This is a genomic window from Seleniivibrio woodruffii (genome assembly GCF_004339245.1).
Taxonomy (GTDB): Bacteria; Chrysiogenota; Deferribacteres; order Deferribacterales; family Geovibrionaceae; genus Seleniivibrio; species Seleniivibrio woodruffii.
On the sequence record NZ_SMGG01000003.1, the window covers coordinates 1,027,411 to 1,043,671 of the forward strand.

19 protein-coding genes and 2 tRNA genes are annotated in these 16,261 nt (G+C 50.1%); 19 read left to right on the forward strand and 2 right to left on the reverse strand.

The genetic code is table 11. The features are described 5' to 3' along the window. The first annotated feature begins 43 nt into the window (after positions 1-43). The 18 genes from C8D98_RS04895 (at position 44) to C8D98_RS04980 (ending at position 12,974) form a co-directional block, all read left to right on the forward strand. The gene (locus C8D98_RS04895) at positions 44-970 is read left to right on the forward strand and encodes an MOSC domain-containing protein (protein ID WP_132872555.1); all 927 of its coding nucleotides are present in this window, start codon (positions 44-46) and stop codon (positions 968-970) included. Further along, positions 967-1,602 carry a dTMP kinase gene (gene tmk / locus C8D98_RS04900; RefSeq protein ID WP_132872557.1) on the forward strand — a complete coding sequence of 212 codons (636 nt, stop codon included), beginning with the start codon at positions 967-969 and terminating at the stop codon, positions 1,600-1,602. The genes C8D98_RS04895 and tmk overlap by 4 nt, the downstream gene beginning before the upstream one ends. After that, the gene (locus C8D98_RS04905; protein WP_132872559.1) at positions 1,599-2,477 is read left to right on the forward strand and encodes a DNA polymerase III subunit; all 879 of its coding nucleotides are present in this window, start codon (positions 1,599-1,601) and stop codon (positions 2,475-2,477) included. Before tmk ends, C8D98_RS04905 begins: the two co-directional genes overlap by 4 nt. Next, the gene (locus C8D98_RS04910; protein WP_132872562.1) at positions 2,464-3,210 is read left to right on the forward strand and encodes a PSP1 domain-containing protein; all 747 of its coding nucleotides are present in this window, start codon (positions 2,464-2,466) and stop codon (positions 3,208-3,210) included. Before C8D98_RS04905 ends, C8D98_RS04910 begins: the two co-directional genes overlap by 14 nt. Beyond that, on the forward strand, positions 3,207-5,141 hold the full coding sequence (metG, locus tag C8D98_RS04915; RefSeq protein WP_132872563.1) for a methionine--tRNA ligase: 1,935 nt from the start codon (positions 3,207-3,209) through the stop codon (positions 5,139-5,141). The genes C8D98_RS04910 and metG overlap by 4 nt, the downstream gene beginning before the upstream one ends. Positions 5,142-5,229: 88 nt before the next feature. Beyond that, entirely contained in the window at positions 5,230-6,072 is an 843-nt protein-coding gene (locus tag C8D98_RS04920; protein WP_132872565.1) for a TatD family hydrolase, read from the forward strand. Positions 6,073-6,075: 3 nt separating this feature from the next. Next, positions 6,076-6,438 carry a response regulator gene (locus C8D98_RS04925; protein WP_132872566.1) on the forward strand — a complete coding sequence of 121 codons (363 nt, stop codon included), beginning with the start codon at positions 6,076-6,078 and terminating at the stop codon, positions 6,436-6,438. A gap of 16 nt (positions 6,439-6,454) precedes the next feature. After that, the gene (locus tag C8D98_RS04930; RefSeq protein ID WP_132872568.1) at positions 6,455-6,913 is read left to right on the forward strand and encodes a universal stress protein; all 459 of its coding nucleotides are present in this window, start codon (positions 6,455-6,457) and stop codon (positions 6,911-6,913) included. 167 nt (positions 6,914-7,080) lie between these two features. Beyond that, the gene (locus tag C8D98_RS04935) at positions 7,081-7,443 is read left to right on the forward strand and encodes a cytochrome c3 family protein (protein ID WP_165871191.1); all 363 of its coding nucleotides are present in this window, start codon (positions 7,081-7,083) and stop codon (positions 7,441-7,443) included. 8 nt (positions 7,444-7,451) lie between these two features. Beyond that, positions 7,452-8,027, forward strand: coding sequence for a sulfurtransferase-like selenium metabolism protein YedF (gene yedF / locus C8D98_RS04940; RefSeq protein ID WP_132872571.1), 576 nt, complete (start codon positions 7,452-7,454; stop codon positions 8,025-8,027). Positions 8,028-8,048: 21 nt separating this feature from the next. Beyond that, positions 8,049-8,714 (forward strand): rhomboid family intramembrane serine protease, encoded by a 666-nt coding sequence (locus C8D98_RS04945; RefSeq protein WP_243640908.1) that lies wholly within the window; start codon positions 8,049-8,051, stop codon positions 8,712-8,714. Positions 8,715-8,734: 20 nt separating this feature from the next. After that, a complete protein-coding gene (locus C8D98_RS04950) occupies positions 8,735-8,983 on the forward strand; it encodes a HypC/HybG/HupF family hydrogenase formation chaperone (protein WP_132872574.1) in 249 nt (82 codons plus the stop codon). Next, positions 8,970-10,046, forward strand: coding sequence for a hydrogenase formation protein HypD (gene hypD, locus C8D98_RS04955; protein WP_132872576.1), 1,077 nt, complete (start codon positions 8,970-8,972; stop codon positions 10,044-10,046). The genes C8D98_RS04950 and hypD overlap by 14 nt, the downstream gene beginning before the upstream one ends. A 116-nt stretch (positions 10,047-10,162) precedes the next feature. Next, positions 10,163-11,806, forward strand: coding sequence for a GTPase HflX (hflX, locus tag C8D98_RS04960; RefSeq protein WP_243640909.1), 1,644 nt, complete (start codon positions 10,163-10,165; stop codon positions 11,804-11,806). Further along, positions 11,781-12,140 (forward strand): hypothetical protein, encoded by a 360-nt coding sequence (locus tag C8D98_RS04965; protein WP_132872579.1) that lies wholly within the window; start codon positions 11,781-11,783, stop codon positions 12,138-12,140. The genes hflX and C8D98_RS04965 overlap by 26 nt, the downstream gene beginning before the upstream one ends. Before the next feature lie 77 nt (positions 12,141-12,217). Continuing rightward, positions 12,218-12,306 (forward strand) — tRNA-Ser (locus C8D98_RS04970). Positions 12,307-12,325: 19 nt separating this feature from the next. Beyond that, positions 12,326-12,417: transfer RNA gene (locus tag C8D98_RS04975), tRNA-Ser, on the forward strand. Positions 12,418-12,443: 26 nt separating this feature from the next. Further along, on the forward strand, positions 12,444-12,974 hold the full coding sequence (locus C8D98_RS04980) for a hypothetical protein (protein ID WP_132872580.1): 531 nt from the start codon (positions 12,444-12,446) through the stop codon (positions 12,972-12,974). A 1,295-nt stretch (positions 12,975-14,269) separates the two neighbouring features. Here the strand turns inward: C8D98_RS04980 and C8D98_RS04985 are convergent. Then, on the reverse strand, positions 14,270-14,980 hold the full coding sequence (locus C8D98_RS04985; protein ID WP_132872582.1) for an acyl-[acyl-carrier-protein] thioesterase: 711 nt from the start codon (positions 14,978-14,980) through the stop codon (positions 14,270-14,272). 96 nt (positions 14,981-15,076) lie between these two features. Between C8D98_RS04985 and C8D98_RS04990 the strand changes: the two genes are divergently transcribed. Next, entirely contained in the window at positions 15,077-15,535 is a 459-nt protein-coding gene (locus C8D98_RS04990) for an AraC family transcriptional regulator (protein WP_165871192.1), read from the forward strand. A 16-nt stretch (positions 15,536-15,551) separates the two neighbouring features. On the opposite strand, the gene C8D98_RS04995 is transcribed toward C8D98_RS04990, so the two are convergent. Then, on the reverse strand, positions 15,552-16,247 hold the full coding sequence (locus C8D98_RS04995) for a 16S rRNA (uracil(1498)-N(3))-methyltransferase (protein ID WP_132872585.1): 696 nt from the start codon (positions 16,245-16,247) through the stop codon (positions 15,552-15,554). Positions 16,248-16,261 lie beyond the last annotated feature (14 nt).

The following is a 16,261-nucleotide window of genomic DNA, read 5'->3' on the forward strand; positions in this document are numbered from 1 at the left end:
AAAAATATATATTATTTTTGCTATGTTTCAAAGGGGGTAAGAAATGGCTAAAGTTCAGAGTCTGAACATAAGCGAAACTAAGGGGGTCAGAAAGACTCCGGTGGACAGTGTTAAGCTTGTCACTGATTTCGGGATTGCAAACGATGCCCACGCAGGCAAGTGGCACCGTCAGGTCAGTCTGCTGGCCACAGAGAGCATTAAGAAAATGAAGGACATGGGGCTTGATGTCACCAGCGGCGATTTCGCTGAGAACATCACAACAGAGGGAATAGACCTCATGAGCCTCATCGTCGGCGATACAGTCAACATCGGCGGAGTCGATATCACCATCAGCCAGCTCGGTAAAATATGCCACCACAGATGTGCAATATTCTATCAGGCAGGGGACTGCGTTATGCCCCGTGAGGGCATATTCGGCGTGGTCCGAAATGACGGCGATATAAAAGTAGGAGATGAGGTCACTTTTAAACCCAAGGAAGGACTTTCCGTCTGCGTGATAACCCTCAGCGACAAGGGGAGCAAAGGCGAGAGAGAGGACGAAACAGGCCCCGCAGTGCTTAAGCTTCTGAAAGAAAAGCTGAATGTATGTTTCTCCAGAATCGAAATGCAGGCGGACGATCAGGAGCCTCTTGAGAACACACTTAAGTATATGTGCGATCTCCAGAAATTCGATCTTGTCGTAACAAACGGCTCAACAGGCGTGTCGCCCCGTGACATAGCTCCGGACGCAACGCTCAATGTCATCACCAAGCGTATGCCCGGTTTTGAAGAGGCTATGCGCATGGAGAGCTTTAAAAAGACCAACCGTGCCCTCATCAGCCGTGCTGTTGTGGGTGCAAGAGGCAACACACTCATAGTAAACGTGCCCGGCAGTCCCAAAGGGGCGGTGGAGAATCTTGAGGTCATCATCGACGCCATTCCCCACTGCATCGAAAAACTGCAAGGGTCCAAGGCGGACTGCGCACAGTGAAGGATTACCCGCTCTACATAGCTCTGGACGGAATAGACGGCTGCGGAAAGACCACTCTGTCTCAGGGCATCTATAAAGAATTTACAAAGCTCGGCCGCAGGGTGAAACTCACCCGCGAGCCGGGCGGTACCGAGGTCGGCATGCTTCTGCGCCAGCTTCTGGTGAACCAGAAGTTCGCCCTTGAGCCTGAGACTGAGCTGATGCTCTACTGTGCCGACAGGCTGGAGCACCAGACAAAACTGGTTCTGCCGAACCTTGAATCCGGCAGGGATGTCATAAGCGACAGGTTTTTGTCCTCGACCTATGCCTATCAGATTTTCGGCAGAGGTCTGGACAAGCCTTTTCTGGACTATCTGTCACAGCATAGTGTTAAAAGGATGCCCGATATAACCTTTATCATCGATATAGACCCGAAAACGGCTCTGAACAGGGCTGTGGAGAGGCTGAAAAGGGACGGGATGATGCAGGACGAGGGCAAGTTCGAATCTCTGGGCACAGAGTTTTACGAAAAGGTTCACGAGGGTTTCGTCTGGTATGCGGACACCCATGAGAACGTATGGACAATAAACGGCATGCAGCCTAAAGAGGCTGTTCTGGCCGACGTTATGGCTATTCTGGATAACTTTGTATGAAAATCATAGGGCATGAGAAGGAAAAAGAGATCTTCGGCAGGGTTCTGAAAGAGAACAGACTGCATCATGCCTATATACTCAGCGGCCGTGAGGGCACAGGAAAAAAACTTTTTGCAAAAGCACTTGCAAAGGCTGTGCTGTGCGAGAACGGTGCATTTCTCACCGACTGCAAATGCCGTCAGTGCGTTCTGGCGGACAGCGGCGCACATCCGGATATACACATCATAGAGGAATCCCCGCTTAAGATAGACAAAGCGAGGGAGATATCGGCCGACGCCTTCATGACGCCGCTTACGGCAAGAAAAAAGGCATATGTAATCGACAGTGCGGATACCTTCGGACAGGAGGCGGCCAACGCACTGCTGAAAACCCTTGAGGAACCTCCGGCGGACACATATTTCTTTCTTATAACATCCCGATATCCGCAGGTTCTGCACACCATCCGCTCAAGATGCATCAGCATAGGCTTCGGGCTTCTCAGCGACGATGAGGTCTGTGAGGTGGTGAGCTCAAACAGCGACAAAACCGACGATGAGATAAAGGCGGCCGTGGCAATCAGCTCCGGTTCGGCCGGATATGCTCTGTACATGCTTGAAAATATGGAAAAACAGCCCACGTTCGGCAAAACGCTGAACCCCGTTGAGCTGTTTTTTGAGATAGAATCTCTGGACGACAAAGAGAAAGTGCGTGCCTACTGCGCTTCGCTGTACGGCTATCTCCTTGAAAAATATAAGAGAACGGGTAACGAAACTCTGCTCGATTTCTCCAACTATTTACTGGATATTTTAAAAAGGCTTGAGTATAATGTCAGTTTAGACATATTCAGGCTTGACCTGTACATAAAAACTATTGAGGTACTTAGTGAGAAAAGTTAATGCCATAGGCGTGGCCTTCAAGCCCGCAGGCAAGATATATGATTTCCTCTCTTGCGGCGTTGAGGCCAAATTCGGAGAGAAAGTTATCGTTGAAACCGAAAAGGGCGAGGACATGGCAAACGTGATTCATTCCGCCCGTGACATAGAAGTGGACGACAAAGCGGAGATGAAAAACGTCATCCGCAAAGCCACCATGGCCGATTTTGAACAGCGCAAAATAAACGCCGCAGACGAACCGGCGGCTTTCAAGGCTTGCAAAGAATTCGTGGTTCAGCATAATCTGGACATGAAGCTCCTCAAGGCGGAATATACGCTGGACAGAAGCAAGCTGACGTTCTTTTTCACAGCTGACGGCAGAATAGACTTCCGCCTGCTGGTGCGTGACCTCGCAAGGGTATTCCGCACCCGCATCGAAATGAGACAGGTCGGCGTTCGGGACGCCACCAAGATGATAGGCGGATTCGGCCTCTGCGGCAAAGAGTTCTGCTGTTCCACCTTCTTAAGAAAATTTGACAACATATCAATAAAAATGGCCAAAGATCAGAACCTCATCCTGAACCCCACGAAAATTTCCGGGGTTTGCGGAAGGCTTATGTGCTGTCTGATGTATGAAAAGGATTCATACGACGGCGATATAGTTTCATGCTGCCGCAAACAGCAGCCCGTTATGGAGGGTGACGATATGGTGCGGCTGAAAGACCTGCTCGACGACCATTCCGGAGGAGAGATATGAGCGAGAGAACATTTTATATCACCACGCCTATTTACTATGTAAACGACGTGCCCCACATCGGCCATGCGTATACAACTGTGGCGTGTGACACCATCAGCAGATATAAAAGGCTCTGCGGCTACGACGTAAATTTCCTGACGGGAACCGACGAACATGGCCAGAAGATCGAACAGGCGGCTCAGAAGCGGAACATAACCCCCAAACAGCTTGCAGATGAAGTTGTGACCAGATATCAGAGCCTGTGGGAGAAACTCAATATTTCAAATACTGACTTCATCCGCACAACTGACGAAAGACATAAAGAGGGTGTACGCAAGATCTTCCGCACAATGCGGGACAAAGGCGACATCTACGTCGACCACTACGAAGGCTGGTACTGCACCCCCTGCGAAACCTACCTCACAGAAACCCAGCTGCTTGAGGGCAATGCATGCCCCTCTTGCGGACGTGAGACAGCGAAGCTGAAAGAGCCCAGCTACTTCTTCAAAATGAGCAAATACGGTGATGCGCTCCTTAAACATATCGAAGCGAATAAGGATTTCATCCGCCCCGAATCGAGAAGAAACGAAATAATATCATTCATAAAAGAGGGTCTGCGTGACCTCTCCGTATCCCGTGTGTCCTTTAAATGGGGCATTCCGGTTCCGGAGGACGAAGACCATGTTATCTACGTATGGATAGACGCACTGACCAACTATATCGCCGCTCTCGGCTACGGCAACGCAGACGACAGCAATTTCGGCAAATACTGGCCTGCGGATTTCCATGTGGTCGGCAAAGATATTCTCCGCTTCCACACCGTCTATTGGCCTACAATGCTTATGAGTGCGGAACTTCCTCTGCCCAAAAGCGTTTTCGCACACGGCTGGTGGACTGTCGAGGGGCAGAAGATGTCCAAATCCATGGGCAACGCAATCGACCCCAACTGGCTTGTTGAGAAGTTCGGCGTGGATGCCATCCGCTATTTCCTGCTGAGGGAGGTTCCCTTCGGTCTGGACGGCGACTTTTCGTTCAAAGGTCTCATCCACCGCATCAACGGCGATCTGGCCAACGACCTCGGAAACCTGCTGAACCGTACAATGGGAATGGTCAACCGCTACTTTGACGGAACAGTGCCCGCATACACCGACAGAAGCGAATATGACGAGGCTCTGGAAGCCCTCATCAGCAAAGTTTTTGACGATGTGGACACACACCTGAACAACCTTGCGTTCAACAAGGCGCTTGCTTCCCTCTGGGAGCTTGTGAGCGCACTGAACAAATATATCGACGACAACGCACCCTGGGCTCTGGCGAAGGATGAGGCGAAGAAAGCCCGTCTGGGTTCCGTGCTCTACACAGTGCTGGACGGCATCCGTCTGGTGTCTCTGCTGCTCTATCCTTTCGTGCCGGATACTGCGCTTAAGATAAGAAAACAGCTGAACACATCACTGGACATTGAAAAAGCTGACGAAAACTCGCTGAAAGCCGTCCGCAGACTGGAAAGCGGTCAGAAACTGGGCGAGGCCGAACAGCTTTTCCCCAGAATAGATGAAAAAGAGATGCTGGAATCACTGAAACCCGCAGAAAAATCCGCAGATGTTAAAAAGGCGGAAGCGGCGGCGGATGCCATCGATTTCGCATATTTTTCGAAAATGGTCATAAAGGCCGGAAAGGTTGTGGAGTCCGAGCGGGTTGAGAAATCCGACAAGCTCCTCAAACTTAAAGTTGACCTCGGCGACGGCGATATCCGTCAGGTGGTCTCCGGCATCGCCAAGAGCTATCAGGCGGAAGAGATGCTGGGTAAAACGGTAGCCGTTGTGGCTAACCTGAAACCCGCAAAGCTGATGAACATCCAGTCCGAGGCTATGATACTTGCGGCCACACAGGCTGACAAGCATGTGGTCATCGAACTGCCCGACAGCATTGAAGCAGGAACGATAATTAAGTAATTTTCAGATAATCAATAATCTAGATCCCCCTTTAACCCTCCTTTATTGAAGGAGGGTTGGGGCGGATTTTTTCTCTTTAAGGCATATAATGATAAACAAATCCGGAAGTCCCCTGCACCACCAGTTTCTTATGGAGCTGGAAGCGGCAGGAAAGGCGGGGGCGTTCTTCACAGATTCCCACGCCCACATACATATGGAACCCATTGCCGCCGAAATGGCGGAAGTTCTTAAACGTGCACAGGCGAACCATGTCCGCCGTGTCGTTACCATCGGATGCGGCTATGAGGACAGTCTCCTCGCTCAGACGGCCGCCGAAACCTACGAAAACGTCTTTTTCGCCGCAGGAATACACCCTCACGATTCTGCTGAAACACCTGATAATGCTGATGAGCTGTTTGGCAGTATTTTTAAGCATCCCAAATGCATTGCGGTCGGTGAGATAGGTCTGGATTACTACTACGACCATTCTCCACGTGACGTTCAGCAGGACGTTTTCAGGCATTTTTTGAGGCTGGCTGTTGAGCACGAAAAACCTGTTGTTATACACAACCGTGACTCCGCAGAGGACTGCGTGCGGATACTGAACGACGAAGTGAAAGGGCGTGACCGAAACGGCATAATCCATTGTTTCAGCGGCGACATCGAGCTTCTGCGCTGGGCACTGGACAACGGATTTTATATATCCTATGCAGGGCCTGTGACCTATGCCAAATCCGACGACCTGAGAGCCACTCTCCAGTATGTCCCCGTTGACAGGCTGCTTGTTGAGACCGACTGTCCCTATCTTTCGCCGATGCCTTTCAGAGGCAAGACAAACGAGCCGGCCAACACCGTTTATAACGCTTATGAAATTTCCACAATAAAAAGCATGAATTTATACGATTTTGCGGTACAATTAGAAAAGAACTATAAATATCTTTTTCAGGCTTGATTAATGAAACACAAAGTGCTGCTTGCGGATGATAACGAATCTGAACTCTCTGCCCTTAAAGAGCTTTTCGAGGCAGAGGGATATGAGGTTGATACCGCCGAGAACGGACTTTTTGCCCGGGAAATGGTTAAGGAAAAGGAATACGACCTGATTGTAACCGACCTTGTTATGCCGGTTTCCGACGGGATACAGTTTCTGTATTCCATAGGCGACAGGGGCAGAGCTATTCCCGTCATAGTCCTGACAGGCTACAACCGCCTGGACAATATGCTCAACGCCTACCAGATGGGTGCTGTGGACATTCTCTACAAACCCTATGACGTGTCACAGCTTCTGGAGCTTTGCGCTAAGGTTTTGAAGAAATAATCTAACGGAGGACGATATGACAATAAACGTTAAAAAGATCCTGTATCCTACAGATTTCTCCGACCCGTCGGCATATGCGCTCAACTATGCGGCGGAGATGGCAAAACTTTTCGATGCGGAGCTTGAGCTTCTGCACGTTATGCTGGATGAAAGCCAGCTGGTATCCTTTTATCTGCCCCAGATAACCGTGCAGAACCTCGCAAAGGATATGGAGGACGGAGCTACAGCCAAACTTAAGGATTTCATAGCGAACGCAGAGGTTCTTAAGGGCGTGAAGTATAAATATACCATGACGAAAGGTATTGCTGACGAGGAGATAGTGCGCGCGGCGCAGGCCTCAGGTGCAGACCTTATAGTGATCGGAACACACGGACGCACAGGGTTCGAGCATGTTCTTTTCGGCTCAACGGCCGAAAAAGTTGTGCGCAAGGCTCCCTGTCCTGTGCTCACCGTCAGAAAGAAAGAGGAAGATTAATCTGCGGGGCGGCTTCGGCCGCCCTTTTTTTGCCCGTCGGCTGTTCCAGCTTTTCAAACCATTATCTGCTCTCTTTGTGTTGTCTTAACTTAAAAAACATGGATTTTCCTGCAATGATTGTTTATAAATGTATCCGGACACGACATGCGTGCATTTGGGGAGGACAAATGAGCACACCTGACACCAGTATGAAAAAGGTACTTGTCCGCAGTCTGATCACAATAGTGATCGTATTTGTTGCGGCATGGAGCTTTAACCTTTTTTATGAAGGCAATAAGACAAGACTTCTGAAAAAATTCGATACCGATGCTGAAGCGAACAGCGCACTTAAGCCGTTCCATCTGGAGCACTTTAAGGCGAACCTGGACTGCGGAGCCTGCCACGAGGGCGGGGTTCAGCATGAACAGCCCCTGAAGAAGACGAAAGAGGCGGTCTGCTTCACATGCCACGATAAGATCAGACAGGCTCAGGCAGTTCCGGCCAACGACGACTGCAAAGCCTGCCACACAAAACAAGTTAAAAGAAAGTGAGGAATAATATGATAGACGCAAGAGGATTAGCCTGCCCCCAGCCTGTTCTGCTTATGAAAGCGGAGCTTGAAAAAACAGCCGAAGGTGTTGTCTCGATAACTGTAGACAACAAAGGCTCAAGTATAAATGTTAAAAACTTCTGTGAGGCCAACGGCTGCACAGTGACCGTGACCGAGCTTGCGGACGGCTGTTTCCGCATAGATGCCGCAAAGGGCTACGACTGCGATGTTGCGGAGAAGAAAGCTGTATCCGACACAGTTGTGTTTGTAACAGGCGAGTGCATAGGCAGCGAAGAGCCGGAACTGGGTAAAATGCTGATGAAGGGCTTTCTGGCAAACCTTAAGAACGTGGAAAACCTGCCCAAAACGGTTATCTTCGTTAACAACAGCGTGCGCCTTGTAACTCTGAACCTCGAAGTTGCCGAAACTGTTAAGGAGCTTGAGGACAAAGGTGTGGAAATCCTTGCGTGCGGAGCATGTCTTAACTATTTTAATCTTGTTGACGAGCTTAAGGTCGGCAGTGTGACTGACGGTCATACAGTTGCAAACAAGCTCTTCAATGCAGGAAAAGTAGTAAGACTGTAAAAGGACAAATCATTGTTCCCATTGTCTGATTCGTTTAAAACCGGAATATTCCCAGTGGTCACACTGGGCATAATACTCATTAATGTGTTTGTGTTCTGGATCATGTATATGGGTGTGAACGCACAGCCCAACTATTTCATAGGCCACTACGGACTGATACCCCGTGAGCTTTTCATGCCTTCGGAGGTTCTGCCTTTTTCTGAAAAGATGCAGTCTGTGATAGCTCACATGTTCATGCACGGCGGCTTTATGCACATCTTCGGCAACATGTATTTCCTGTATATTTTCGGGGATAACGTTGAGGAGCGGATGGGGCATTTCGGCTTTGCTCTGATGTATCTGGTTTTCGGTCTGGCTGCCGCCGGGGTTCAGGTGTTCACCGACCCCGCATCGGGTATCCCCATGGTGGGTGCCAGCGGTGCTCTGGCGGGAGTTATGGGTGCGTACTGGGTCTTTTTTCCCAGATCACACATACGGACGCTGATCCTTTTTCCGTTCAGCGTTATAAACATTCCGGCGTTCATCTATCTGTTTCTGTGGCTGGGGCTGCAGTTTTTCGGACTGTTGGGCGGCGGATCCAGCATAGCGTTCATGGCGCATATCGGCGGTTTTTTGGCGGGAGTTCTTTCCGCATTGATATATAAAAGCGTGGGCACTGCGCCCCGAAGAAGATACCAGCGGTATTGATTAATAAAAGGAGTGACATTATGTGTCTCGGTTTTCCCGGTAAAATAGTTGAAATGGACGAATATTCCGCAGTAGTGGACATTGCAGGCACAAAGAGGGATGTGTCGATAATGATGCTTCCCGATGAGGTCGTCGTCGGCGACTGGGTAATGGTTCATGCGGGAATGGCGCTGGCGAGGATGGACGAGGAGGATGCTCACGCAACTCTGGAAGCCCTTGCCATGCTGGCGGAGGAAATGGACAGGATGGATGCGGATGAAACTAATTGAGGGATTCAGAGATAAGGACATCTGCGCCGCTCTGATAAAGCAGATAGAGAAAGAGGCCACAGGCCGCTACAGGTTCATGGAGGTCTGCGGAAGCCACACTATGGCCATCGCAAGATTCGGCATAAAGAGCATTCTGCCTGAGAACATCGAACTGGTTTCAGGCCCCGGATGCCCCGTCTGCGTCACGCCCCAGTGCGAGATAGACGGAATTTTCAAGCTGGTGGAGCAGGGAGCGGTCATAACCACTTTCGGCGACATGATGAAGGTTCCAGGCAGTCAGGGTCAGAACCTTCAGGAGCTTAAAAGCGCCGGAGCGGATATCCGCATAGTCTTTTCACCTCTTGATGCCATAAAGGTTGCGAAGGAGACGGGCAAAGAGACCGTGTTCATCGGAATCGGTTTCGAGACCACAGCCCCCGCAGTTGCGGCGGTTGCTCTGTCTGCGAAACAGCAGGGGGTAAAGAACGTATCAGTGACTCCCTATAACAAAACGATGCCCGAGGTTCTTGGAATCCTTCTGGACGATGAGAATCTTAACATACAGGGTTTTGTGTGCCCCGGTCACGTCACCGTGGTCACGGGAACCTCTCTCTATACACCCATGGCGGAGCACGGAATGGCGGCTGTCATAACCGGATTCGAGCCTGTGGACGTTCTGACATCCGTCCTTGAGATGGTTCGTCAGGTGAACAGCGGAAAATTCGAGGTCAAAAACATGTACGGCAGGGTCGTTTCCGAAAAGGGAAACGAAAAGGCTCAGAACATCCTGAACACCGTATATGAAAAGGCCGGATGCTGGTGGAGAGGAATCGGCTGGATAGATAACAGCGGTCTGGCTTTCAGACCGGAATATAAAGAATATGATGCGTTCCACAAGTTCGGCATCAGCCTTGAAGGCGAAAAGGAAACCCCCGGATGCAGATGCGGAGAGGTTCTGAAAGGCTACATAAAGGCCAGCGACTGCCCGCTCTTCGGAAGCGCATGTACGCCCGAAAGCCCTGTCGGTCCCTGCATGGTATCCTCGGAAGGTGCCTGCGCCGCAGTTTATAAATACGGAGAATAGAAATACTACACGGAAATATAATCGGGCTTAAGCCACAGCAGATCAAAAGACTTGAAAACCTCTACGGCCGCAAGGCGGGAACAAGTGAGGTCATTCAGCCGGAACTGGCAAAGGCCATGTGCTCCATCTCAATGGAGATAAACAGGCAGGTGGGGGTTCTGGCAGACAGAAAGGGTGCGGTTGAATTTGTCATAGTGGGCGACACCCACGGGCTGTTCATACCGTCACTGTCACGTTTCCGGCTTGTGCCGGGAAATCTGCGGGGGATAAGGCTTCTGCATACCCACCTCTACCGTGAGAACATCACGGACGACGACATAACCGACCTCGCCCTTCTGCGTCTGGACAGCGTTACCGCTGTTTACTTCGACCCGCAGGGCAACCCCAACGGAATGAAGACCGCACACCTTCTGCCGCCGGATGCGGAGAGCATGTACGCATATCTCCCCGACACCGACGTTCACAGGCAGAAGACCGACTATGAACACTTCATAGCCGAACTGGACAGCGAGATAGCCTCCAAGACCAAAAAGCTCCACAGGATAAAGGACAAGCCCTATGCCCTGCTGGTCGGCTGCTACAGGTCGAAGAACTACGGCGAGGACAACATGGCGGAGCTGAAAGAGCTTGCCAGAAGTGCGGAGATGGAGATAACCGATACGGTTATTCAGGTTAAGGATCAGATACATCCGAAATTCGTCATAGGTTCGGGCAAGCTTAAGGACATAGTCATAAAGGCTATGCAGACGGGAGCGGAGTTCCTTGTGTTCGATAACCCGCTGACCCCTGCCCAGTCACGATCCATAGCGGACTTCACCGACCTTAAGATAATAGACCGGCCTCAGCTCATTCTGGATATCTTTGCCAAACGGGCGAAGACAGGGGAGGGGAAGATACGGGTGGAACTGGCGCAGATGAAATATCTGCTGCCCAGACTCACTGCCAAGGACGATGCTCTCTCCAGACTTACGGGCGGGATCGGCGGAAGAGGACCCGGAAACACTAAACTTGAGATAGACAAAAGGCGTGTCAACGAAAGGATAGCCTTCCTTTCGGACAAGCTGAGACAGATAGAGAAGAACAGGGTGACAATGCGCAAGGGCAGAAGCAGGAACGAACTGCCTGTTGTGTCCATCATAGGCTACACCAACGCAGGCAAGTCCACTCTGCTGAACACACTGACCCGAAGCGATGTCTATGCGGACAACCTTATGTTTGCCACTCTGGACACAAGCTCGAAGAGGATAAGATTTCCGGAGGAGAAGGATGTGATCATCACCGACACGGTGGGTTTCATCCGTGACCTGCCGGAAAATCTGAAAGGTGCGTTCAAATCGACCCTTGAGGAACTGGCCGAGGCCGACCTTCTGGTGCACGTTCTGGATGTCGCCTCCGAAGGATTTGAGTCAAGAGTACGTTCCGTTGAACTTATTCTGGCCGAACTCGGTCTTAGTGACAGTGATAAGATTCTGGTTCTGAACAAGATAGACCTGCTCGAAGATTTTGAGCGTGAATATCTGTCCACAGGTATGGTTCCGGAGGGTGAGCAGCCGGAAAAATATTCCAGAATTTTCGATGTTGAAAATTTAATACAAAGGTATAATAAGGTATGTCTTGTGAGCGCCACGGACAGAAAGACTTTCCGTGAGCTGCTGGAGATGATCAGGCTTTCCCTTTTTTCCGGTGGAAAAGAGGTGGATATTGATATTGAGGGCTATTTCGGGCTGAGGGAATATGACGGAAACACTGACACCTTCTGAGATTATACAGTTTCGGGCGGAATGCTACCGGAATCTGGACGGGCGGGGAGTTTTCAGTCTTTATTCGGAGCGGAGCGAACTTTGCAGATTTTTCAGCGAAGAATCCTTTCACGACCATTTTTCCAGACAGACCGCAGGGTCAACACATGCGGGTGTTAAAATAGTGTCGGAACAGTGCAAAGGCGGTCTGGCCGAGGTCAAATATATCGAATATATCCATGAAGGGGCACTGCTTGTGTCCTACTATTCCAAAACTGCTCTGGTGACCGAAGACGGTCAGTGGAAGATTCTGCGGGAATCCAGAGAGATGCGGAAAAACGCCATAACCACCTGATAAAAAAAATTTACTTTTATGTCAAATAGTGCTTGATAAATTAGCGGGAATATTTTATAAGTAATCCCTGCTTACACGGAGGAGTGTCCGAGTCTGGCTTAAGGAGGCGGTCTTGAAAACCGTTGAGCGTGTGAGCGTTCCGTGGGTTCGAATCCTACCTCCTCCGTTTTTTACATGTTCTCTTGGGAGTGGTGGCCGAGCTAGGCCGAAGGCGCTCGCCTGCTAAGCGAGTATACGGCATTAAACCGTATCGAGGGTTCAAATCCCTCCCACTCCGTATCACTTCTAAAAAAAGAGGATGCCATGAAAAAAATAATCACAATGTTTATTGCTTCAGTATTCGCATTTTCCTGTTCTCAGGGCGTTGTCGACAAAGACAAAGCGAAAGAGCAGGCTCCCGCTGCAACAGAGCAGACGGCTGATCCCCATGCAGGTCAGGCAGCTGCCGACCCCCATGCCGGCGCTGAAAAGCCTAAAGAAAGAAAAGTTAACGTTCCCAAAGAGGTTGCTGAGAAATACAAAAGCCTCATCCTTGAGGTTAAAAACACTAAGGACAACTCCACTGTTCAGTCCGATGTTATCATCGGTCAGAAAGCTGAAGTTCAGGGCACTCCCTTTGCAGTTGAAGTTGAGTACTACATGCCCGATTTCGTTATCGAGTCTGACGGTACCATCACAACAAGAAGCGCAGACGAGAAAAACCCTGTAGCCAAGATCAAGGTCTACAAAATGAACGAAGTGTTCTTCGACGGATGGCTGTTCAAAAACCACCCCACAGAGCACGGCAACTTTAACGACCCCAACTACAGCATTACGATAATCAGCTCTAAGTAAGTTATAAGCCCCGCTTCCTGCGGGGCTTTCTTTTATCCGGCGTCTATATGCTGCGCATCACTGCGTCAGCTTCTCTTCGGAACTGCTCACATACTTATGTGTATGCTCGCAGCCCTCTCATCGAATCTTCCTTGTCCTGCTTGCATCTATCCTCCGTATTTCTTAATTTCCGTCACTCTGAGCTTTGCGAAGAGTCTCATTTCTCCGATTCCAGTCACTGCGAGGGCTTCAGCCCGTGGCAGTCTTCCACGTTCAGGCAGGCTGATGTTTAGGTTTACTGTGCTTGGAAGTCTGCTTCACTGCGTTCGCAGAGACGAAAAGATTGTCACTCTGAGCTTTGCGAAGAGTCTCACTCCGATTCCAGTCACTGCGAGGGCATAGCCCGTGGCAGTCTTCCACGTTCGGGCAGGCTGATGTTTAGGGTTACTGCGCTTGGAAGTCTGTTTCACTGCGTTCGCAGAGACGAAAGGATTGTCACTCTGAGCATAGCGAAGAGTCTCGTTTCTCTGATTCCAGTCACTGCGAGGGCTTTAGTCCGTGGCAGTCTTCCACCTTCAGGCAGGCTGATGTTTAGGTTTACTGTGCTTGGAAGTCTGCTTCACTGCGTTCGCAGAGACGAAAATAGATTGTCTCTCTGAGCTTTGCGAAGAGTCTCATTTTTCCGATTCCAGTCACTGCGAGGGCATAGCCCGTGGCAGTCTTCCACCTTCAGGCAGGCTGATGTTTAGGATTACTGAGCTTGGAAGACTGCTTCACAGCGTTCGCAGAGACGAAAAGAGATTGTCACTCTGAGCGTAGTGAAGAGTCTCATTACTCTGATTCCAGTCACTGCGAGGGCTTCAGCCCGTGGCAGTCTTCCACGTTCAGGCAGGCTGATGTTTAGGTTTACTGTGCTTGGAAGTCTGCTTCACTGCTTTTGCAAAGACGAAAGGATTGTCACTCTGAGCTTTGCGAAGAGTCTCATTACTCTGATTCCAGTCACTGCGAGGGCGCATAGCCCGTGGCAGTCTTCCACGTTCGGGCAGGCTGATGTTTAGTGTTACTGTGCTTGGAAGTCTGCTTCACAGCGTTCGCAGAGACGAAAAGATTGTCTCTCTGAGCATAGCGAAGAGTCTCATTTCTCTGATTCCAGTCACTGCGAGGGCTTCAGCCCGTGGCAGTCTTCCACCTTCAGGCAGGCTGATGTTTAGGTTTACTGTGCTTGGAAGTCTGCTTCACTGCGTTCGCAGAGACGAAAATAGATTGTCTCTCTGAGCATAGCGAAGAGTCTCACAGCGTCTTCTTAGAATTGATTGTCAGATTATTTCGCAGAGGCAGGCGAGGGTGTCGCCGTCGAAGATTGAAACTATGCGGCTCTTATCCTCATCAGCTATCCTGACATCCACAAATTCGGTTTCGGGTTTTATCTCGTGGTTGTAGAAAAGTCCCACGGTTTTTCCTGTGAAATCCATATCTGAGGATGCAAGCGAAAGCAGTTCGCCGTAGCGGATGTTGTTCATATGTCCGTTTATGTCGAAATCGGCGGGGCGGAGCTGAACACGCACTGATCTGTCGTATTTTTCCGCATCCTTTCTGTCCCAGCCGTCGATCATACTGCACATGTTGCAGACGTTTTCGCTCTGGTAGTCCTCATACATCTGGGGAGTGACCCTGACGGGACGCTTTCTTTCTATGTCGATATAAAGCCAGATGCTGGAGCCTTTTATACAGATTTCCCCGTCCGCTCTTATCTCATAGTTTCTGAAACCCTTGAACCTGTCCAGTCCTCTGGACCAGGTGCGTACGCTCAGCTCCTGAGCAAAGTCGGGAAACTTTTCTGCGTGTGCCATTAATCTGTTGAGGATCCAGATGTTTCCTCTGCCCATGTAGGTGTCGGCGGAGTAGCCGACGCTTGCCGAATGAGCCACTGCGGCTTCCTGAAATATCTTCAGTACAGCGTCAAAGCGCAGTTTCTTGTCAGCACCGTAGTCAGAGATATCTTTTGTTCTGATGTAATCGTAAAACATTTGTAATGTTAACTCCTAAATTCGCTAAAGGTCAATCTTTTTGCTATGCAAATGAATAATGTGACCGCTATAATGCCGGAAAAACCGGAGGAGAATATGGAAGTTACCGTTCAGAAATTTGAAGATATCAGAACCGCAAGCGTCCGCCACGTTGGCACATACGACCAGTGTACGCCCGCATGGATGACGCTGATGATGAATCCCGCAGTTATGCCCCTTGTTAATGATAAAGCTCTTTTCATTGGCGTCTGCCACGACGACCCCTCAAAGACCGACCAGTGCCGCTATGACGCATGCGTCAGCTGTCCCGATGATTTTCAGGCGGCGGCTCCCATCGCCGTAACGGTTATCGAGGGCGGAGACTATGCCGTATACAGGCACACAGGCTCTTACAGAGGCCTTGAGCAGGTCTATCACGATCTGTTCGAAAAATGGCTCCCCGCAAGCGGCAGAAGCTATAAATCGGGCGCTCCCACCGTGCAGATATACAGAAATCTGCCCATCAACACCGCAGAAGAGAACCTTATCACAGACGTACTGATCCCTCTGGCTTAAATATTAAGGCTGTGCCCTATGTTATCATACCGAGAATGTAGGGCACGGCATATTCCGTTGTAAGTATCCTTTCGCCTGCGGAGAACTGCTGAAAGCCGTATCTTTCGAAGGTATCGAGCTCTTTCTGAATGAATCCGCCCTCACAGCCCACAGCCAGACACATGGGTTTAGGAAATTCCTTTCTGAAACTTCCCGCAGGATGTGCAATGAACCTGTTCGGTATCTCCGTCTTCTCAAGCACTTCTCCGGCAAATTCCATAAAAAATCTGTGCAGTGTTACCTTTGGCAGAATGGTATCTTTCGACTGCTGGAGAGCATCGAATAGGTGCTCGTCTATCTTATCCCTTTCCAGATATGGGCTTTCCCAGTAACTCTTGTCAACCCGCCATGAGTTTATGATGTGGATATCTTTTATTCCTGCGCAGGCAAGACCGAAAAGCACACGGCGAAAGACCTTCGGACGTGGAAGGGCAAGAATGACCGTAACTGGCAGAGGAGCCGGTGCCTGTGCATTGCAGTCCGGTCTGAGTGTGATGCAGGTGTCGGTGATATTCAGAATTTCAGCTGTTCCAAGCCCGCCGCCGAGGATTCCAGCCTTAAGGCTGTCCCCTTCGGATGCTTTCAGAACATTCTTTATGTGAGTGTGGCGGGTGTCGCTTAAAACCGCCGTGCCGCCGGATATCTCTTCCGGTCTGATAAGGATTATGTTCATGGCTGACTATAGGA

What these genes read in the sequence shown, in the direction of transcription:
- C8D98_RS04895 (WP_132872555.1), top strand. Translation starts at nt 44, where the DNA reads ATGGCTAAAGTTCAGAGTCTGAACATAAGCGAAACTAAGGGGGTCAGA.
- C8D98_RS04905 (WP_132872559.1), top strand. Translation starts at nt 1,599, where the DNA reads ATGAAAATCATAGGGCATGAGAAGGAAAAAGAGATCTTCGGCAGGGTT.
- metG (WP_132872563.1), top strand. Translation starts at nt 3,207, where the DNA reads ATGAGCGAGAGAACATTTTATATCACCACGCCTATTTACTATGTAAAC.
- C8D98_RS04920 (WP_132872565.1), top strand. Translation starts at nt 5,230, where the DNA reads ATGATAAACAAATCCGGAAGTCCCCTGCACCACCAGTTTCTTATGGAG.
- C8D98_RS04925 (WP_132872566.1), top strand. Translation starts at nt 6,076, where the DNA reads ATGAAACACAAAGTGCTGCTTGCGGATGATAACGAATCTGAACTCTCT.
- C8D98_RS04930 (WP_132872568.1), top strand. Translation starts at nt 6,455, where the DNA reads ATGACAATAAACGTTAAAAAGATCCTGTATCCTACAGATTTCTCCGAC.
- C8D98_RS04935 (WP_165871191.1), top strand. Translation starts at nt 7,081, where the DNA reads ATGAGCACACCTGACACCAGTATGAAAAAGGTACTTGTCCGCAGTCTG.
- yedF (WP_132872571.1), top strand. Translation starts at nt 7,452, where the DNA reads ATGATAGACGCAAGAGGATTAGCCTGCCCCCAGCCTGTTCTGCTTATG.
- C8D98_RS04950 (WP_132872574.1), top strand. Translation starts at nt 8,735, where the DNA reads ATGTGTCTCGGTTTTCCCGGTAAAATAGTTGAAATGGACGAATATTCC.
- hypD (WP_132872576.1), top strand. Translation starts at nt 8,970, where the DNA reads ATGAAACTAATTGAGGGATTCAGAGATAAGGACATCTGCGCCGCTCTG.
- hflX (WP_243640909.1), top strand. Translation starts at nt 10,163, where the DNA reads ATGTGCTCCATCTCAATGGAGATAAACAGGCAGGTGGGGGTTCTGGCA.
- C8D98_RS04965 (WP_132872579.1), top strand. Translation starts at nt 11,781, where the DNA reads ATGACGGAAACACTGACACCTTCTGAGATTATACAGTTTCGGGCGGAA.
- C8D98_RS04980 (WP_132872580.1), top strand. Translation starts at nt 12,444, where the DNA reads ATGAAAAAAATAATCACAATGTTTATTGCTTCAGTATTCGCATTTTCC.
- C8D98_RS04985 (WP_132872582.1), bottom strand. Translation starts at nt 14,980, where the DNA reads ATGTTTTACGATTACATCAGAACAAAAGATATCTCTGACTACGGTGCT.
- C8D98_RS04990 (WP_165871192.1), top strand. Translation starts at nt 15,077, where the DNA reads ATGGAAGTTACCGTTCAGAAATTTGAAGATATCAGAACCGCAAGCGTC.
- C8D98_RS04995 (WP_132872585.1), bottom strand. Translation starts at nt 16,247, where the DNA reads ATGAACATAATCCTTATCAGACCGGAAGAGATATCCGGCGGCACGGCG.